The sequence below is a fragment of the Micromonospora orduensis genome, from assembly GCF_006228125.1.
In the GTDB taxonomy this organism is placed as follows: Bacteria; Actinomycetota; Actinomycetes; order Mycobacteriales; family Micromonosporaceae; genus Micromonospora; species Micromonospora orduensis.
Map to the genome: position 1 here is coordinate 1 of NZ_VDFY01000238.1, position 16,755 is coordinate 16,755.

A 16,755-nucleotide genomic window follows, 5' to 3' on the forward strand; every position below is an offset into this window, starting at 1 on the left:
CCCCATCACCGCCATCACGGCCATCACGGCCATCACGGCCATCACGGCCATCATGGCCATCACGGCCATCATGGCCATCACGGCCATCATGGCCATCACGGCCATCATGGCCATCACGGCCATCACGGCCATCACGGCCATCACGGCCATCACGGCCATCACCCGCCATCATCCTGCTTGCCGGCACGGCGCCGGCACATGGCGTGAGACGCCAGGGCCTTCTGGTGGATGAAGTGGTCGCCGAGGCCCGAGCGTGGATCATCGGCGTCTCGCAATCCTTCGATGCAGCCCGATCCGGTGATCCCTCGGGGATTCCCGTGCGCGACCCGGTCAAGTCGCAACGCTGAACGGGTGGAGCAGCGATCGGGACGACCGGCGCGGGGACCCTGCTGTCCGTCAGGCGTGCCCTGTGGTCGCTAGCCGTCGGTGTCGTCGCCGGGACGGCCACCGCGCTGATCGGGGCGCCGGAGCTGACGCCGTTGGTGATCTGGACGATCGCGGCGGGGACCATCCTCGTATGGGTGTGGCGGGACTGCTGGTCGGCCAGCCCGGAGCGTACCGAGCAGCTTGCCGAGGCGGAGCGGCACACCCATTCCACCGACTCGGCAATCCTAATCGCGTCCGTTATCAGCCTCGCCGCCGTGGCCGAGACGCTCGTCCGCGCCTCGAACCAGCATGACATGGTGGCCGTCACGCTGACGATCCTCAGCGTCATCGCGGTGGTCCTGGCATGGGCGCTGGTGAACACCGTCTTCGCGTTTAAGTACGCCCGGCTGTACTACCGCGACAACGACGGCGGCATCGACTTCAAGCGGGAAGACCCGCCGGCGTACGCCGGCTTCGCGTACATCGCCTTCACGGTCGGCATGTCCTACGCCCCGGGCGAGAACGAACCGACCAGCAACCAGATGCGCCGGATCGCGCTCGGGCATGCGCTGCTCTCGTACACCTTCGGAACCGGCATCCTGGCCGTCGCCGTCAACCTGGTCACCAACCTGGGCCAGTCATGACCCCCGCGCAGCGGTACATGCGCCCGCTGCTGGAACGGATCCGCAAGGGCGAGATCCACCGGAGCTTCATCCTCACCGACACGACGGCGCAACCGACGCCCCGTACGGCTACGACATCTTCAAAAACAAGCAGGACGAGTGCGTACAGGTGCTACTGAAGCCGTAGCTGCGGCGGACGAAAGCGCCGGGCGCAACCGGGAGGGCCGATGGCGCCCGGTCGGATCGCCACGCCGACCGGCCCGGACGCGCCACGTGGCTGCGAGCGGGACGGATGGGAGCGGCAGGATGACGGTTGCCGCGGGCAGAGAGGCCGGTTGATGACCACGAGGACGATCCTGGTGATCGCGGTGGCCGTGGTTGTCGCGGCAGGCCTCCTGGCCGGCTCACTGGTCCAGGGCCGGGCAGGCGGTCGTCGCTACCGCTGGCTGCTCGCGCCGCTGTACCGCGCATCCCGGGCCCCCGCCATCGCCGTGCTGCTCCTCGCGGCGCTGCCGGGTCTTCGTGGCACTGACTGTTGCGCTGTAACCGCCCGCTGTTCGGGTCGACGGGTCAGTGAGCCGCTCCACTGCTGACGAGGCACCCCCGACGTGGCCTGCAGGTCACGGTCACGTCGGGGGTGCTCGCGTCAGGCAGTGGGGCGTGCGGGGCCCGTCGCGAGGCGATGTCGTTGCCGGGCTGCGGCCAGCATCAGTACGCCGGCCACGATCGCGTAGATGCCGATCACCTGGGCTATGGCCACCGCCCCGACGTCGGGGCGGAACAGGATGAGCAGCCCGGCCAGAATCGACACGACCCCGACCACCGCGAGCAGCCGCGAGGCGCGCCAGCGGACCGCTATCCAGAGGTCCAGGCCGCCGATAACGACCGCCCAGATGCCGATCACGACGGCCAGCGCGAACGCGGTGATCTCGGGCCACAACAGCGTCACCAGGGCGATCGCAATCCCGAGCAGACCCGTCAGCAGAAACAGCCCGCGAACTGGGCCGGCTTGACCGCGGCTGAACCCCGCAGCCAGGTGCAGCGCCCCGCCGACCAGCGCGTACGCGCCGAACAGCACAGCCAGGGCGAGCGCCGTCACGGTGGGCCACACCAGGGCCAGCAGGCCGAACACGATCGCGGCCACCCCCCGCAGGGCCAGCGCCCAGACGTCCCGTCCACCTCGCATCGCTTCACTCCTCGATGAGACAGCAGGGCTGCCTTCTCGCTCTTCGCACACGCAACGTCGCACCGTGCCTCGGACGCCGGCGGGCAACTGGTGATGCTCGGATCAGGACTCGGGCATGACCACGATGCGGTTCTCCACCGACATCACTCCCGGCGCCGACCAGGCGACCCGCGCGGCCTCTTCGCGCTCACGCCAGGACCGGACCACACCGGTCAAGATGACCTTGTCGCCCTCGATGGTCACGGTGAGCCTTTCGCCTGGCGTGTCCACCGTACGGACGAGCGCCTCCTCGATCCGGCGCCGCGCCTCCGCCAGGTCCACCCTCGTTCGCGGCCGCAGCGAGATCTGGTTGGTCACTCCCCGCACCCCGGACAGGCGGCGCACCGCCCGCTCCGCGGCCCGTCGCTGGTATTCCCACTCGACCTCACCGCTCAGCGTCACCCATCCCCTGCTGACAGTGACATGGATGTTCTGGCTCGGCACCAGCGCATCCCAGTCCAGGGCCCGGGTCGCCGCTGCCGCCAGATCCGGGTCCGTGCGTTCCGCCGAGGTCGGCAGCCGCACCTCGATGTCGTTCGCGATCGCCTTCACCCCACGTACCCGGTACGCCGCCTGCTCAGCCGCCCACTTCTTCACGAACGAGTCGACCCACCCGGTCAGGCTCACCACCCCTTCCTTGGCCGACACACCGATCTCATTGGGTTGGACGCGGGCGTCCCATTTCAACTCAGCCAGCACATCCCGCTGGAGCTGCTCATCGGTCCGGGTCATGGTCGCGGCGGTCATCGTCTTCCCTTCAAGTTGGTGGCTTCCCGACGCCATGTTTCGCTGCCCATGCGGCACGCTCCCTACATCGCGCCAGAGGTAGCCCAAATGAGTGACCGGTCAGCAACGGAGGGCCGACCTATGCAACCCGCTGTTTGCGGCCTACGCATCTTGTACGGTTCGCTAGGGGAACCCCCCTTTCAGGCCCGACGTGTGCGTCGCGCGGTGCCAGACCGGCGGACGCGTACCAATGAGGGACCCGAGGAGGCCGCGGTGGCGCAGTCGTACCCCGCGCCGGCGGCCCCGATGATCCGGCGACCGTGGCTGCGGAGGCTCCGTTGCGTTGAGCGTTGGCAGGGTCGAGGCAGGCTTGAGCGGTGAAGTCGCCGACCCGCTCTCGCCCGTGGCTGCCACCGACGTCGGCGTTCGCCGGGTTCCGGTTCCCAGCCGAGGTCATCGTGGTCGCGGTGCGGTGGTATCTGCGGTTCAACCTGTCCTACCGTGACGTTGAAGAACTGCTGGTCGAACGCGGCATCGAGGTCGACCACGTCACCGTCTACCGATGGGTACAGCGGTTCACCCCGCTGCTGGCCGACGCCGCCCGCTTCAGCCGCCACTCACCCGGCGACAGGTGGTTCGTCGACGAGACGTATGTCAAGGTCAACGGGATATGGCGCTACGTGTACCGTGCGATCGACCAGTACGGGCAGGTCATCGACGTGCTCGTCTCGACCCGCCGGGACGCCGAGGCGGCCCGCAGGTTCTTCCGTCGGGCCCTGTCGACGTTGAAGGTGACACCCAGCGAGGTCATCACCGACGCCGCCGCGGTCTACCCCGGCGTGCTCGACGAACTGATCCCGCAGGCGTGGCACCACGTCGAGCAGTACGCCAACAATCCGATCGAGGCCGATCACAGCCGCCTCAAACACCGGGTGCGATCGATGCGCGGGCTACGAACCGACAAGACAGCACAAGTGATCATCGCCGGACACGCCTTCATGCAGAACCTACGACGCGGACACTATGAACTCGCCGTCGACGCCCGGCCGACAACGCGGGCCGCCGCTGCGTTCACCGAACTCGCCCAAGCGATCTGACCGTCGACCCGATACAGGCTCAACGCGTCCAACGATCCAGTAACGCAACGGCGCCTCTGCCAGACGACCTTGTCGGCTGTCAGAGAGGCGGGGCCGCTCACCGGGCCGGTCGCGCGGGAGGTAGGGCCGTGACCTGCGCTGTCAGACAGCGATGGCGGCTGGCAGGCCTGTTGAGGAGGTCTACTCGGCGGGCTAGTCCGCCAAACGGACCAGCGCTGGTCCGCGTCGTGCCCCAGCTTCCTCCGCAGCGGTAAGGGCCGCGGTGGGGGCGTACCGGCCCGGTCGGCGGGTATCCGCGCCCGTCCAGCGACGAGAAGATTGGTGGTACGGAGTGGGGACGACGGAGATCCGGGTGCACGGCGTGGCCGAGCCGGGCCCGGAGAGTCTCCTTGGCCGCCCGGTCGTTGACCGAGTGGCCGGTGACCGGGAGGCATCGCGCTGGAGCACGCCAGGGTCGAAGTGACTGCGCTGTCCGCCGGCTACGCGGAGGCGCTGGCTCCGCTGCGCCGCGGACAGGCGGCCACGATCCGGGCCGGGTCGCGACCGATGTGGCGGTGATGCTCCAGCGATAGCGCCCCGGCGCCGACCGCCGCGTCAAGCCCCGCGTATGCACAGGTCAAGCTCGGTGTGCTGTGCGCGCAGGTCGAAGCGACCGTGGTGGCCGACGACCTCGCCACCCTCACTTGCCGCCCCTTCGGAAGGGCCGAGGCTGGCGGTGGGCAGATTGTCCCGTGTCCGGCTAACTCCGATTCGGAAGCCGTGGTGTAACCACATCTAGAAGGGTAACCACCACTCCACTAGGCACCGGATTGGCCAGCGGCGGCGGCTCGTGTGGCCAGAGCGGAGGGGCAGCGTGCGGCTCGACCAGATCAATATCCTGCAGGGAGACGCCTTCGTTGTAAGCGACCGGCAGGGTGACATCAACCCGGCCGCCAACGTTCCCGACGGGCTGTTCTATCGCGACATGCGTCACTTATCGCGGTGGCAGCTGCGCCTCAACGGCCACCAACTGGAGGCGCTGAGCGCGGACAACCTCGAGTACGACGAAGTTGTCTTCTTTCTGATCGAGCCGACCGGAACGATCTACCGGAACCCGTCGCTGTCGGTCACCCGCCGCCGCGCAGTGGCGACTGGCATGCAGGAGCGCATCACGGTCCACAACTTCGGCAACACGCCGGTCGCGTTCGAACTCACGATGATATTTGACGCCGATTTTGCCGATATCTTCGAGGTCAAGGATCAGATGTCGAAAACCGGCCATCTGTACCGCCATCGGCGCGACGGCGGGATCACGTTGGGCTACAGCCGCGCCGACTTCCGCCGCGAAACCCACATCGACGCCCCCGGTGCCTTCGTTACCGAGGAGTCGCTCACCTTCCGATATGAGCTACCACCTGGACAAGAGTGGGGCATCGATATCCAGATCCGGGTTGGGGTCGAAGTGGACGCAGCGCTACAGCGCCGCCAACACCACCCGGACATGCCTTACAGCATCCGAGAGTGGCTGGACGCGTCACCCATCTTGGACACGGATTGGGACGACTTGCTGCACATCTACAACCGCAGTCTGCTCGACCTCGCCGCGTTGAGGTTCTACCCCTTCGTCGGAGATAGAGCCTCTCTGCCCGCAGCCGGGCTGCCCTGGTTCATGGCGGTGTTCGGCCGCGATAGCCTCCTGGTCAGCTATCAGATGCTGCCGTTCCACCCCGAACTTGCCTATACGACTTTGCGGGCCCTCGCCGAGCGGCAGGCGATCCATGAGGACGACCACCGCGATGCCGAACCGGGGAAGATCCTGCACGAACTGCGCAACGGGGAGCGTGCCCATTTCGGCGAACGTCCGCAGTCCCCGTACTTCGGCGCCGCTGACACGACGCCGCTGTTCCTGATCGTCCTAGACGAGTACGAACGGTGGACCGGTGACACGCAGACTGTCCAGGACCTCGAGCCCGCGGCCCGCGCGGCGTTGCGGTGGCTGGAGACGTACGGCGATCCCGACGGCGACGGCTACATCGAATACCAGACTCGCAACCCGCGCAGCGGTCTGGTCAACCAATGCTGGAAGGACTCCTGGAACTCGGTGGTCCACCCCGACGGCAGCCTCGCCAAGCTTCCCCGGGCCACCTGCGAAATTCAGGGCTATGCCTACGACGCGCGCCGCCGAACGGCGCGGCTCGCGCGGGAGGTTTGGAACGACCCCGGCCTCGCCGAGCGTCTGGAACGCGACGCCGAGGAACTCTATCGCCGGTTCAACACCGACTTTTGGCTACCCGACCTCGGCTATTACGCCCTCGCGTTGGACGGGGACAAGAAGCCGGTGACCACATTAACCTCCAACATCGGACACCTGCTGTGGAGCGGGATCGTGCCGCCCGAACGCGTTGACGCGCTCGCCGCACTGCTCTGCGGACCCCGGATGTTTACGGGATGGGGCGTGCGCACGCTCGCCGACGGGCAGCCCGCCTACAACCCGCTTGAGTACCACAACGGCACCGTTTGGCCGCACGACACCGCGATCGCCGCTGCCGGGCTTGCCCGGTACGGACACCGCGACGAGGCCAACCAACTCGCGATGGGGCTGTTGCAGGCCGGCCATCATCTGCGCCATCGACTGCCCGAGGCACTCGCAGGCTACCCACGAAAGAACACTTTGGTGCCCGTGCTCTACCCCACCGCCTGCTCCCCGCAGGCATGGGCCGCCGGTGCGCCGATGATGCTGCTCCGCATGATGCTCGGCATCGATCCGGAGCCCGACACTCTGGCCGTGCGCCCACACCTACCTGAGGATCTCCGCCGCCTGGCACTGCATGGAGTGCGCTTCCGCGGCGCCCGGGTCGAGGCCCTCGCGGGCACCGCTGCACATGACCTAGATCGGTTGAAGCCGGTACCGGGCGCCCGGGAGCTTCAGTGAAGAACACACCATTCGGTCGAGATCACCGTTGGACGGCAGCGGCCGGACACTGTGCTGGGAGATCCTGCGCGACGACGACGGCGCTGCCCCGCAGATTGACCGATACCTCGTCCCGCCATCGCCCACCTCCACAACACCGCGTCACCGGCTGCTACACGTCCCCGCCCGCCTCACCCGTTCCGCCCGACGACCCGTTCCCCGAGGAACCCGCCACTCGCCGGGTAACCGCCATGCCCATATGCCGGACGAACCACACGGAAAGATCAACCAGCGGTCAGCCACCCTTGGTAACACTTGGCGACAGGCCGAGGCTAGTGATCCGTCGCGGTCCCGCCGGCGCCCTGCCTGCGCCGGGTACCGATCACGGTGGTGGCGACGAGGGTGGCGAGGAGCAGAGCGGTCAGGCGCGCCGGTGCCGGTGTGAACGGTGTCAGCAGTACGAGCGCCGTCGTGGCCAAGTACGGCACGGTCATCTTGAGCTGTTGATAGGGGCGGATGTGCAGCGTCCAGACTGCGAGTAGGTAGATTGCGACCGGCGTGGCCACCGCGTATCCGGCAGCCATGCGCCCAAGGTGCGCCGCACCGGTCTGGTAGTCCACGTCGACGGCGATGCCCGCACCGAGCGCGGCGGCGGAAGCGAAGATCAGGTATTGGCCGTATCCCCAGAGCAGCGCCACGCGCGGCGTGCTAGCCAGTTGGTAAACGGGGCGGTCGAAGTACAGCCACCACATCGCGAAGACGATCACGACGGCGGCGCCTGCGATCGACAGCAAGGTGCTTGTCTTGATCCCTCTGTCGAACGCGGTCTGGACGGCGAGGCTGGCCGCGAGTATCGACTCGCCGAGCACGATGAGGGTGAATAGCCCGTACCGCTCCGTTATGTGGCGTGGGTGCCAGATGATCGGAGCGGGGCGCCGGGCCCAGAACGGCAGGAGCAGTTCGGCGAGGACGATCACGAGGAAGCCGCGTAGGAGCCACCGGTCGGGCAGTGCCAGCCGGGCGATCCAGGCCGCCTGCAGCACGGTGATCCCCACGGCGTAGCGCAGCGCGGTGGCCCGCCGCTCCGGGTCGCTGTGGGCGACGCGCAACCATTGCCCGACCATCGCCAGCCGCATGATCACGTACCCGTAGGTGATGACGGAGAAGTCGCCGTGATCGAAGGCGCGAGGTACGCCACCGGCGATCACCAGCGCCCCGGCGATCTGAACCAGGGTGGTGAGGCGGTAGACGTCGTCCTCGGGGTCGTACGCGGAAGCGAACGTGGTGAAGTTCATCCACGCCCACCAGATCGCGAAGAACACCGCCGGATAGAGGTCGATCCCGTGGCCGATGTCGGCCTCGCCCAGGTTGTGGTGCAGCCGGTCGGCGGCCTGCCTCACCGCGGCCACGAAGCACAGATCGAAGAGCAGTTCCAGCGGAGTCACCGTCCGGTACGGCTCGTCGGTGGGGCGGGCGACCATCGGCCGGTACCAGGTGCGCGAGAGACCCGCTGGATGAGTCACTGTGTCGGACATGCACCACCTCGGACGACTCGCGCGAAGACGATTCCTGCCGCTGATCATTCCGACCGCGGCCCGTCCCGTACCGACGCTCACCAAAGTTCACGTGAACGGGCCTGGAAGTCGACTCCACCGGCAGCATGCGAGGCGCCCTAGGCCGAACCAAGGGACAACGGTGATTGCTACCCGTTCGCGGCTCCGACCTCCGAGGCCGCTATGCGGTAGCGAGAACTCGTTCGCCTATTTCGTGGCCGATCCGTTCGAGCTTGCCCGCGCTGCCTTCCTTCTGGATGAGGTTAGCCAGCAGGCTCTGCGTACACCCGCTCTCGCCTGCAGCGGGACGCGGACCTCGCCGCCCGCGACGTCATCCTCAACACCGCCCTACGGCTGTACAAGCCGACGCAATGGTCTGCGCGGGACTGGCTCGTCGACCTCATCGACAAGTACGTCCAGGCCCAAGCCACAGGGTTGGTCTACTACCGCATGCTGAACCCCGCGCGGCGGTCGTAGGTCCCGTGTCGGGCGGTCACCACGTGCGTCAGCCGAACGAGTGCCACAACGGGCACGGCTACGCCGGCGGCTCGGCGACCACGCCGATGCGCGACTGGTGGCCGTGCCGCCGCGGCGGGCACCTGGTCATCCGCTGCCGCATGTGCCCCGACGTCCAGGTGGAGCCGCCGGTCGGCGCGGACTGCGACGCCCACGACCACCGCGCCGGCGGCGGCTAGTCCGCCTGGCGGACCAGCGCCCGCTCTGAATGGCCCCACTGGCGCGTGGCCGACTAGCTCGCGGCTGGCGGTAGGGGAGGGCAACCTCGTGCGGGTCAGCGCGTGCCCGGTCGACCAGGTAGCGCAGCTCGGCGGGGGAGTCCACGACGCGCTCGATGACGGTCACGCCGGCCGGGCTGTTGCCGGCCCGGTCCCAGCGGATCGTGAGGTACCACCGGTTGCGCCACTCCACGCCCGCAGGCCACTCGCACAGGTGTTCGATGATGTCGGACCCGCGGGCCATACTGGCGGGATGTCCAGTGAGATCAATGTGACGTACCGGGTGACCCGGGCCTTGCCGGCCGCTCAGCAGGCCACCTGCCGCTTGGTGGTGGACGAGATGGCCGGCGAGGTGCCGGAGCCTGAGAACGCCGACGTCATCGTCACCGACGAGTTCGACAAGGTGGTCGCGGAGTATCTGGCGACCGAGGTTGACCTGGCGTTCGACCCGGCCCTGGCAAACCAGTACCGGGCAGACCGGGCCGACGGCGCGCGCGCCGCCGGCAGGACCTCCCCGCAGCCGGACGGCAAGGTCGTGGTGATCGTCGGCAGCGCCCGCTCGGCCCGAAGTTCGCCGTCCGTGGTCATGGCGCGCGACCGGTTCACGGGGTAGAAACATGTCAACCCTTCGGCGCGATCCGACCTTCAGCCGCAGGGCTCAGAGAGCGCTCTCACCGCCCCAGCTGTGCCGGGTGCACGCCTCCGGCCAGCGGAGAGGACGAACCGCATGACAACCCCGTCCCGTCGTACCCTCATCCTCGCCCTTCTGGTGACCACCGCGGTCGCGACGACCGGCACCGCCGCCACCGCCGGCCGCCCCACGCACGGCGCACCCGACTTCGGTCCGAACGTGACCATCTTCGATCCGTCCATGCCGGTCGGCGAGATCCAGCAGACCCTCGACGCGGCGCACGCCCGGCAGGTCGACAACGAGATGGGCACCGAGCGGCACGCGTACCTGTTCAAGCCGGGCACGTACGGCACGGCCGAGCAGCCGTTGCAGGCCAAGGTCGGCTACTACACCGAGGTGTCCGGCCTGGGCGCCTCGCCCACCGACGTCGCGGTCAACGGCAAGATCGAGGTGTACAACCGCTGCCTGGCCGACGGCGGCACCGGCAACTGCCTCGCGCTTGTGAACTTCTGGCGCACCCTGTCCAACCTCTCGCTCACCGTCAACGCCGCCGGCCAGGACGGCTGCCGGTCGACGGCGAACTTCTGGGCGGTGTCCCAGGCGGTGTCGATGCGCCGACTCAACATCACCGGTGGCGGTCTGTCGCTGATGGACTACTGCACCGCCGGCCCGCAGTACGCCAGCGGCGGCTTCATCGCCGACTCGCGGCTGCCAGCCACCACCAACGGCTCCCAGCAGCAGTGGCTCACCCGCAACAGCGAGGTCGCCGGCTGGTCCAACGCCGTGTGGAACCAGGTCTTCGCCGGCGTCGAGGGCGCGCCGGACGACGCCACGTTCCCCGACCCGCCGTACACCACCCTGGAGACCACCCCGGTGAGCCGGGAGAAGCCGTACCTGTTCGTCGACGGCAAGGGCCGGTACAACGTGCGGGTGCCCGCCGCGCGGCGCGACAGCCGGGGCATCTCCTGGGCGGACGGCATGACGCCGGGACGGACCATCGGAATCCGTGACTTCTTCGTCGCCAAGCCGTCCGATTCCGTGCAGGTCATCAACAGTCAGTTGGCCCGGGGCAAGCACCTGCTGCTGACCCCCGGCACGTACGACATCGCGCGCAGCATCGAGGTCCGGCGTCCGAACACCGTCGTGCTCGGCATCGGGCACGCCACCCTTACGGCCGTCAACGGCGCGATCCCGCTGGACGTCGCCGGTGTCCCCGGTGTGATCGTCGCCGGGGTCACGATCGACGCCGGCAGCGTCGAGTCGCCCGTCCTGCTGCGGGTTGGTCGCCAGCACGGCCGCGACGCCAGCAGCCCGGCCAACCCGACCACGCTGTCCGACGTGTACTTCCGGGTCGGCGGCCCGCACATCGGCCGGGCGAACACCGCGCTGGAGGTCAACAGCGACAACGTGCTCATCGACCACACCTGGGTGTGGCGGGGTGACCACGGTGTCGAGGGCTTCACCGAGGGCGTCAACGGGGACACCGACCGCTGGCGTACCAACACCGGGCGCTACGGCGCCGTCATCAACGGCGACCACGTCACCGCCACCGGTCTGTTCGTCGAGCACTTCCAGCGCTACAACACGGTCTGGAACGGTGAGCACGGCACCACCGTCCTGTACCAGAACGAGCTGCCGTACGACCCGCCGACGCAGGCCGACTGGATGAACGGCCCGGTCGAGGGTTTCGCCGGATACAAGGTCGGCGACCGGGTGCGGCACCACAACCTGTACGGCGGTGGCGTCTACGTCTTCAACCAGAACAACCCGTCGATCCACACGGAGAACGGCTTCGAGGTTCCCAACCGGCCGGGGGTGAGGCTGCACCACATCATGACGGTCAACCTCAGCGCGGGCACGATCGACCACGTGGTCAACGGCGTCGGCGACGCGGCTGACATGAGCAAGGTGGGTGCGCCGGTCTACCTGACCGAGTACCCGACTCCGTAGCGGGATCGGTCGTTCCGACGGGGCCGGAGCCGGCGACAGCTCCGGCCCCGTCGTCGGTGGTGCCACCCGTGGAGGATCCACGTCAACGGTCTTGAATTCCTATTATGTCGATAGAAAAATAGGTGAATCGCGCCACCGGATCGCGCGTCGACTGGTGACTCCCGCGCACCGGCTGGGCTCCGCACGCACGTCACCGCACGGCCGACCGATCCGGCACCGCCGAATCGGTTCACCACCATGGAGGTACGTCATGACCACCGACCCGGCACCGCCCATCCCGCCGAACCGACCGGCGTGGCGCGTGACGGGACGTTCGTCAGCATCGGTCTGGAGGTCCGGGTCGCGTCGCTGCGGGAGGCGGATTGGCGACCGGTGGCGGTGTTCGCCAGTGCCACGGTGTTCAACCTGGCGTTGGCGCTCGGCCTGGCGTCCCTGCTGTTCCGCAACGTCTCGGCCTGAGGCGCGTGACGTTGGCGGTGCGGCGGGGCCGTCTCGACCCCAGCCATTGGCGCACGGTCAGCGCGGTGCCGCCGGCGGCCAGCAGCAGCACCCCCACCGCGATGTAGCGGCGCAGGTCACCGCCACCGAGCAGGGCGCCGGCCACCGCGCCGCCGATGGTGCCGACCGGCAGTACGGCCCACGGCCAGAGGAGGAACGCACCCGCACACAGCACGCCGATGGTGGCCGCCAGGCCGACCGGGCCGGGTAGCAGGGTGACCACGGTCAGCACTCCGCCCAGCCCGGCGCCGGCGAGCAGCACACTGGGCGCGACGACCGGCACTCTCATCGCGGCAGCAGGTCGGCTGAGCTGTCGACGAGCCGTTGTCGACGGCCACCACCTCGTAGTCCAGATGTCGCGGTGGCGGACCCGGAGTCTCTCTCGACACGCGGTCCTCCCTATCCGTCCGGTGCTCGCAGGGCATGCCGGCGGACACCCACGGGGCGGAAGGTTACTGGTGATAAAGAGCTTAATAATGGCGAACGGCCAAAAATATCCTTCTTCATATTAAACTTCGCATATCTACACAAGGTCGTCCGGTTGCCGCAGCGGGCCGACCGTTTCGTCGTTTCGAGGAGTCCGACATGGACCTGCCCGTTACCGCCGTCGGTGTCGGCCCGCCGACGGACCTGATTCCCGGGCGCGTGCTGGTGACCGGGGGTGCCGGCTTCATCGGCGGCCACGTGGTCGCCCGACTGATGCTGATGGGCAGCCAGGTCCTGGTGCTCGACAACTTCTCCACCGGCCGGATCGAGAACCTGGCCGACGCCGCGTACGGCGGACTGACCGAGGCGGACGTCGTCTCGGGTGACATCCGTACGCCGGAGGGTGTCGAGGTCATCCACCAGTGGCAGCCGGACGTGGTGGTGCACCTCGCCGCACAGCCGAGCGTTCCCGCAGGCCGTCAGTCACCCCTGTACGACGCCGACGTGAACGTGTTCGGCACCGTCAACGTGCTGGACGCCTGCGCCCGCAGCGGGGTGCGGCTGGTGATCAACGCGGCCAGCAGCGCCATCTTCGGCAGCGTCGCGGCCCACGAGTTGCCGGTCCGGGAGGACCATCCGATTGCCCCGGTGAGCCCGTACGGCGTCAGCACGGCCGCCGGCGTGCACTACCTCGACTGGTACGGGCGTCAGCACGGCCTGTCGTACACCTCGATGGTGTTCGGGAATGTCTACGGGCCCCGGCAGGAGGGCGGCGACTGCGGCGTGGTGTCCCTGATGGTCGATGCGCTGCTCGGCGGTCGGCAAGTGGTGATCTACGACGACGGTACGCAGACCCGGGATTTCATCCACGTCAGCGATGTCGCCGAGGCGATCGCCGTTGCCTGTCACCACAACGGTGTGGGTATGGTCAACATCGCCTCGGGGCGGCAGACCAGCGTGAACGAGGTGTACGACACGGTCCGGGAGGCGTCCGGCGTCGACGACGCGGCCCGCTACGAGCCGCTGCCCTGGCCGGGCGAGGTGCGCCACATGGCGCTGGACACCAGGAAAGCGCGCGAGTTGCTCGGCTGGTATCCCAAGATCGGCTTCACCGAGGGCGTGCGGATGACGGTGCGCGACGCCCGCCGCCGCCAAGGCCCGAGTCAGATCCTGTCCCCGGTGTGGGCGCTGGAGCGGGCCGTCAACCACTGACGGTGCAGCGTGTAATTCCCGTGATCTGATCTGGAATTTCATCGAACAGTCTAACTCTTGCGGGCCGGCATCCACTGCTGCCACGATGGCCGTCAATGCCTTCCGTCCCGAAGGAGTGGTCCTCATGGCGGTCTCCCGCCGCAGGTTCGTCACATCGGTGCTGGCCGGGTCCGCCCTCGCCACCGCCTCCACCACCGAGCTGCTCAGCAGCATGTCCAGCCCCGCGCAGGCCGCCAGTCCCCCCGGGGACGTGGTCGGCAAGGTGACGGTCGGCTACCAGGGCTGGTTCAGCGCCCCCGGCGACGGGGCGCCGATCGGCGGATGGTGGCACTGGGGACGCGACCGGTTCCAGCCGCCGTCGCCCGCCAACACCACAATCGTGTCCTGGCCGGACATGCGCGAGTACACCCGCACCTATCCCACCGCCTACCCCAACCTGGGCAACGGCCAGCCGGCCACCCTCTTCTCCTCGTACGACCAGCAGACGGTGGACACCCACTTCCGCTGGATGCAGGAGAACGGCTGCGACACCGCCGCGCTGCAACGGTTCAACCCGATGGGCGACGAGGGGCCGACCCGCGACGCGATGACGCAGAAGGTGCGCTCTGCGGCCGAGCGCTACAACCGCAAGTTCTACATCATGTACGACGTCACCGACTGGCTCACCGTCCAATCGGAGATCAAGACCGACTGGACGACGAAGATGGCGGCGCACACCGCGTCCTCCGCGTACGCCCGGCAGAACGGCAAACCGGTCGTCTGCATCTGGGGCTTCGGGTTCAGCGAACCCAGCCGACCGTTCACCCCCGGGCCCTGCCTGGAGGTCATCAACTGGTTCAAGGCGCAGGGCTGCTACGTCATCGGCGGCGTGCCCACCTGGTGGCGCCAGGGCATCGAGGACTCCCGCCCCGGCTTCCTCGACGTCTACCACGCGTTCCACGCGATCTCGCCGTGGATGGTCTACCGGGCCAGGACCGTCGAGGAGCTCGACTCGTACTACAACAACGTCAACGTCGGCGACATGGCCGACTGCGCGGCGCGCGGCATCGACTACCTGCCCTGCGTGATGCCCGGTGACCTCGCCGGCGGGCACCGCAAGCACGGCGACTTCTACTGGCGGCACATCTACAACATGGTCCGGCTCGGCTCCCAGGGCCTGTACGTGTCCATGTTCGACGAGTACAACGAGGGCAACCAGATCGCCAAGACGTCCGAGACCCAGGCCACCACCCCGGCCGGCGCGAGCATCCGCGCCCTGGACGAGGACGGCGTGGCCTGCTCCTCCGACTACTACCTGCGCATCACCGCCGACGGCGGCCGGATGCTCAAGGGACAGCTCGCCCTGACCGCCGTACGCCCCACGCCACCGACGCTCGGCACCCCGCCGCCGGCCAGCGGAAACCTGGCCGCCGGCCGGCCCACCTCGGCGAGCAGCCAGGGCAGCGGTTTCCCGTCGGGCAACGCGGTGGACTCGAACGTCGGCAGCTACTGGGAGAGCGCCAACGGTGCGTTCCCCCAGTGGTGGCAGGTCGACCTCGGCGCCAGCCACCAGGTCAACAAGCTCGTGCTGCGGCTGCCCGCCAGCTGGGGCGCGCGTACCCAGACCATCACCGTGCTGGGCAGCGTCGACGGCGGCTCCTTCGCCACCATCGCCGGCGCCTCCGCGTTCACCTTCGACCCGGCGACCGGCAACACCGTCACCCGCACGCTGACGACCACCACGGCCCGCCACATCCGGCTCAGCATCGCCGGCAACACCGGCTGGCCGGCGGGCCAGCTCGCCCAGGTCGAGGTGTACGCCGCCAGCGGCACCACGGACAACCCGCCGACCGCCCCGAGTGGTCTCACGGTGACCGGCCGGACGGCCAGCAGCGTGTCCCTGGCCTGGACGGCGTCGACCGACGACAACGGCGTGACCGGCTACCAGGTGCGCCAGGGCGGCACCGTGGTCAGCACGGTCACGGGCACCACGGCGACCGTGAGCGGGCTCAGCGCGTCGACCTCGTACACCTTCACCGTCACCGCCCGCGACGCCGCCGGCAACACCTCGGCGGCGTCGAACGCGGTCACCGCGACCACCGACGCCCCGGCCAACGCCGACCTCGCCCGCGGCCGGTCCACAAGCGAGAGCAGCCACGTCCAGAGCTACGGCTCGGGCAACGTGGTCGACGGCGACGCGAACAGCTACTGGGAGAGCGCCAACAACGCCTTCCCGCAGTGGGTGCAGGTCGACCTGGGCGCGACGCGCACGGTCGGACGGGTGGTGCTCAAGCTGCCGCCGTCATCGGCCTGGGCGACCCGGACGCAGACCCTCGCCGTGCAGGGCAGCACCGACGGGAGCAGCTTCGGCACGCTCGTCGGCTCGGCGGCGCGCACCTTCGACCCGTCGATGGGCAACCAGGTGAGCCTTTCGTTTACCGCCGCTCAGTCCCGCTACGTGCGCATCACCGTGACCGGTAACACCGGCTGGCCGGCCGGGCAACTGGCGGCACTGGAGGTGTACGCCAGCTGACCGGGCGTGGGGCGGCCGCCGGACGCCGACCGGCGGCCGCTCCTCCCGTCGAGCCCCAAGCCCTAGCAGGGCTGGCCAACGTTGCAAAAAGATCAGTGTCGGGCAAATTCCGGTAGCTCAAGTGCGGCCGCCCGGGGGGATTTTGAACGTCCCACCCAACGCCTACGTGTCCATCCAGCGCCTAACTTGATCTTTAACCTGTGCGTCGTGGCCTCGGGCTATTCGGGGTCTTCGTTTTCTTGGTGTTGCTGTTCGGCTTGTTGCTGGTGGCGGCTGTGACGATGTGGACGTCGTGGCGGGCGGCTCGGTGGC

Annotated in this window: 14 protein-coding genes; 10 read left to right on the plus strand and 4 right to left on the minus strand. The window is 68.5% G+C overall.

Translation table 11 applies throughout. The features are described 5' to 3' along the window. The first annotated feature begins 482 nt into the window (after positions 1-482). Both FHG89_RS26970 and FHG89_RS26975 read left to right on the plus strand, forming a co-directional pair. Positions 483-1,010 carry a DUF1345 domain-containing protein gene (locus FHG89_RS26970; protein WP_208761125.1) on the plus strand — a complete coding sequence of 176 codons (528 nt, stop codon included), beginning with the start codon at positions 483-485 and terminating at the stop codon, positions 1,008-1,010. Positions 1,011-1,327: 317 nt separating this feature from the next. Continuing rightward, positions 1,328-1,582 carry a hypothetical protein gene (locus FHG89_RS26975; protein ID WP_139587219.1) on the plus strand — a complete coding sequence of 85 codons (255 nt, stop codon included), beginning with the start codon at positions 1,328-1,330 and terminating at the stop codon, positions 1,580-1,582. Between the two features lie 53 nt (positions 1,583-1,635). On the opposite strand, the gene FHG89_RS26980 is transcribed toward FHG89_RS26975, so the two are convergent. Next, the gene (locus FHG89_RS26980) at positions 1,636-2,133 is read right to left on the minus strand and encodes an HdeD family acid-resistance protein (protein WP_208761126.1); all 498 of its coding nucleotides are present in this window, start codon (positions 2,131-2,133) and stop codon (positions 1,636-1,638) included. A 144-nt stretch (positions 2,134-2,277) separates the two neighbouring features. Further along, a complete protein-coding gene (locus tag FHG89_RS26985; protein WP_139587221.1) occupies positions 2,278-2,961 on the minus strand; it encodes a BON domain-containing protein in 684 nt (227 codons plus the stop codon). Positions 2,962-3,347: 386 nt separating this feature from the next. On the opposite strand from FHG89_RS26985, the gene FHG89_RS26990 reads away from it, so the two are divergent. After that, positions 3,348-4,037: an IS6 family transposase gene (locus FHG89_RS26990; RefSeq protein WP_139587230.1), complete on the plus strand. Its 690-nt coding sequence runs from the start codon at positions 3,348-3,350 to the stop codon at positions 4,035-4,037. Positions 4,038-4,890: 853 nt separating this feature from the next. Then, positions 4,891-6,948: an amylo-alpha-1,6-glucosidase gene (locus FHG89_RS26995; RefSeq protein ID WP_139587222.1), complete on the plus strand. Its 2,058-nt coding sequence runs from the start codon at positions 4,891-4,893 to the stop codon at positions 6,946-6,948. Positions 6,949-7,259: 311 nt separating this feature from the next. Here FHG89_RS26995 and FHG89_RS27000 read toward each other — a convergent pair whose 3' ends face one another. Continuing rightward, a complete protein-coding gene (locus FHG89_RS27000; RefSeq protein WP_341874276.1) occupies positions 7,260-8,510 on the minus strand; it encodes a low temperature requirement protein A in 1,251 nt (416 codons plus the stop codon). Positions 8,511-8,980: 470 nt separating this feature from the next. Here FHG89_RS27000 and FHG89_RS27005 point away from each other — a divergent pair, with 470 nt between their 5' ends. The 4 genes from FHG89_RS27005 to FHG89_RS27020 all read left to right on the plus strand — a co-directional run bounded on the left by FHG89_RS27005 (position 8,981) and on the right by FHG89_RS27020 (position 12,254). Then, positions 8,981-9,175: a hypothetical protein gene (locus FHG89_RS27005; RefSeq protein WP_139587224.1), complete on the plus strand. Its 195-nt coding sequence runs from the start codon at positions 8,981-8,983 to the stop codon at positions 9,173-9,175. 292 nt (positions 9,176-9,467) lie between these two features. Then, a complete protein-coding gene (locus tag FHG89_RS27010; RefSeq protein WP_139587225.1) occupies positions 9,468-9,827 on the plus strand; it encodes a hypothetical protein in 360 nt (119 codons plus the stop codon). A 114-nt stretch (positions 9,828-9,941) separates the two neighbouring features. Then, positions 9,942-11,795 (plus strand): adenylyl cyclase, encoded by a 1,854-nt coding sequence (locus FHG89_RS27015; RefSeq protein WP_139587226.1) that lies wholly within the window; start codon positions 9,942-9,944, stop codon positions 11,793-11,795. 237 nt (positions 11,796-12,032) lie between these two features. Continuing rightward, positions 12,033-12,254, plus strand: a complete 222-nt coding sequence (locus FHG89_RS27020) for a hypothetical protein (protein ID WP_208761127.1) — start codon at positions 12,033-12,035, stop codon at positions 12,252-12,254. On the opposite strand, the gene FHG89_RS27025 is transcribed toward FHG89_RS27020, so the two are convergent. After that, positions 12,196-12,582 carry a hypothetical protein gene (locus FHG89_RS27025; RefSeq protein WP_139587227.1) on the minus strand — a complete coding sequence of 129 codons (387 nt, stop codon included), beginning with the start codon at positions 12,580-12,582 and terminating at the stop codon, positions 12,196-12,198. The two genes, FHG89_RS27020 and FHG89_RS27025, sit on opposite strands and share 59 nt — an antisense overlap. 296 nt (positions 12,583-12,878) lie before the next feature. Here FHG89_RS27025 and FHG89_RS27030 point away from each other — a divergent pair, with 296 nt between their 5' ends. After that, complete coding sequence (locus FHG89_RS27030) at positions 12,879-13,931, plus strand: GDP-mannose 4,6-dehydratase (protein WP_139587228.1); 1,053 nt, start codon at positions 12,879-12,881, stop codon at positions 13,929-13,931. 124 nt (positions 13,932-14,055) lie between these two features. Further along, the gene (locus tag FHG89_RS27035) at positions 14,056-16,443 is read left to right on the plus strand and encodes a galactose-binding domain-containing protein (RefSeq protein WP_139587229.1); all 2,388 of its coding nucleotides are present in this window, start codon (positions 14,056-14,058) and stop codon (positions 16,441-16,443) included. The last annotated feature ends 312 nt before the right edge of the window (positions 16,444-16,755 follow it).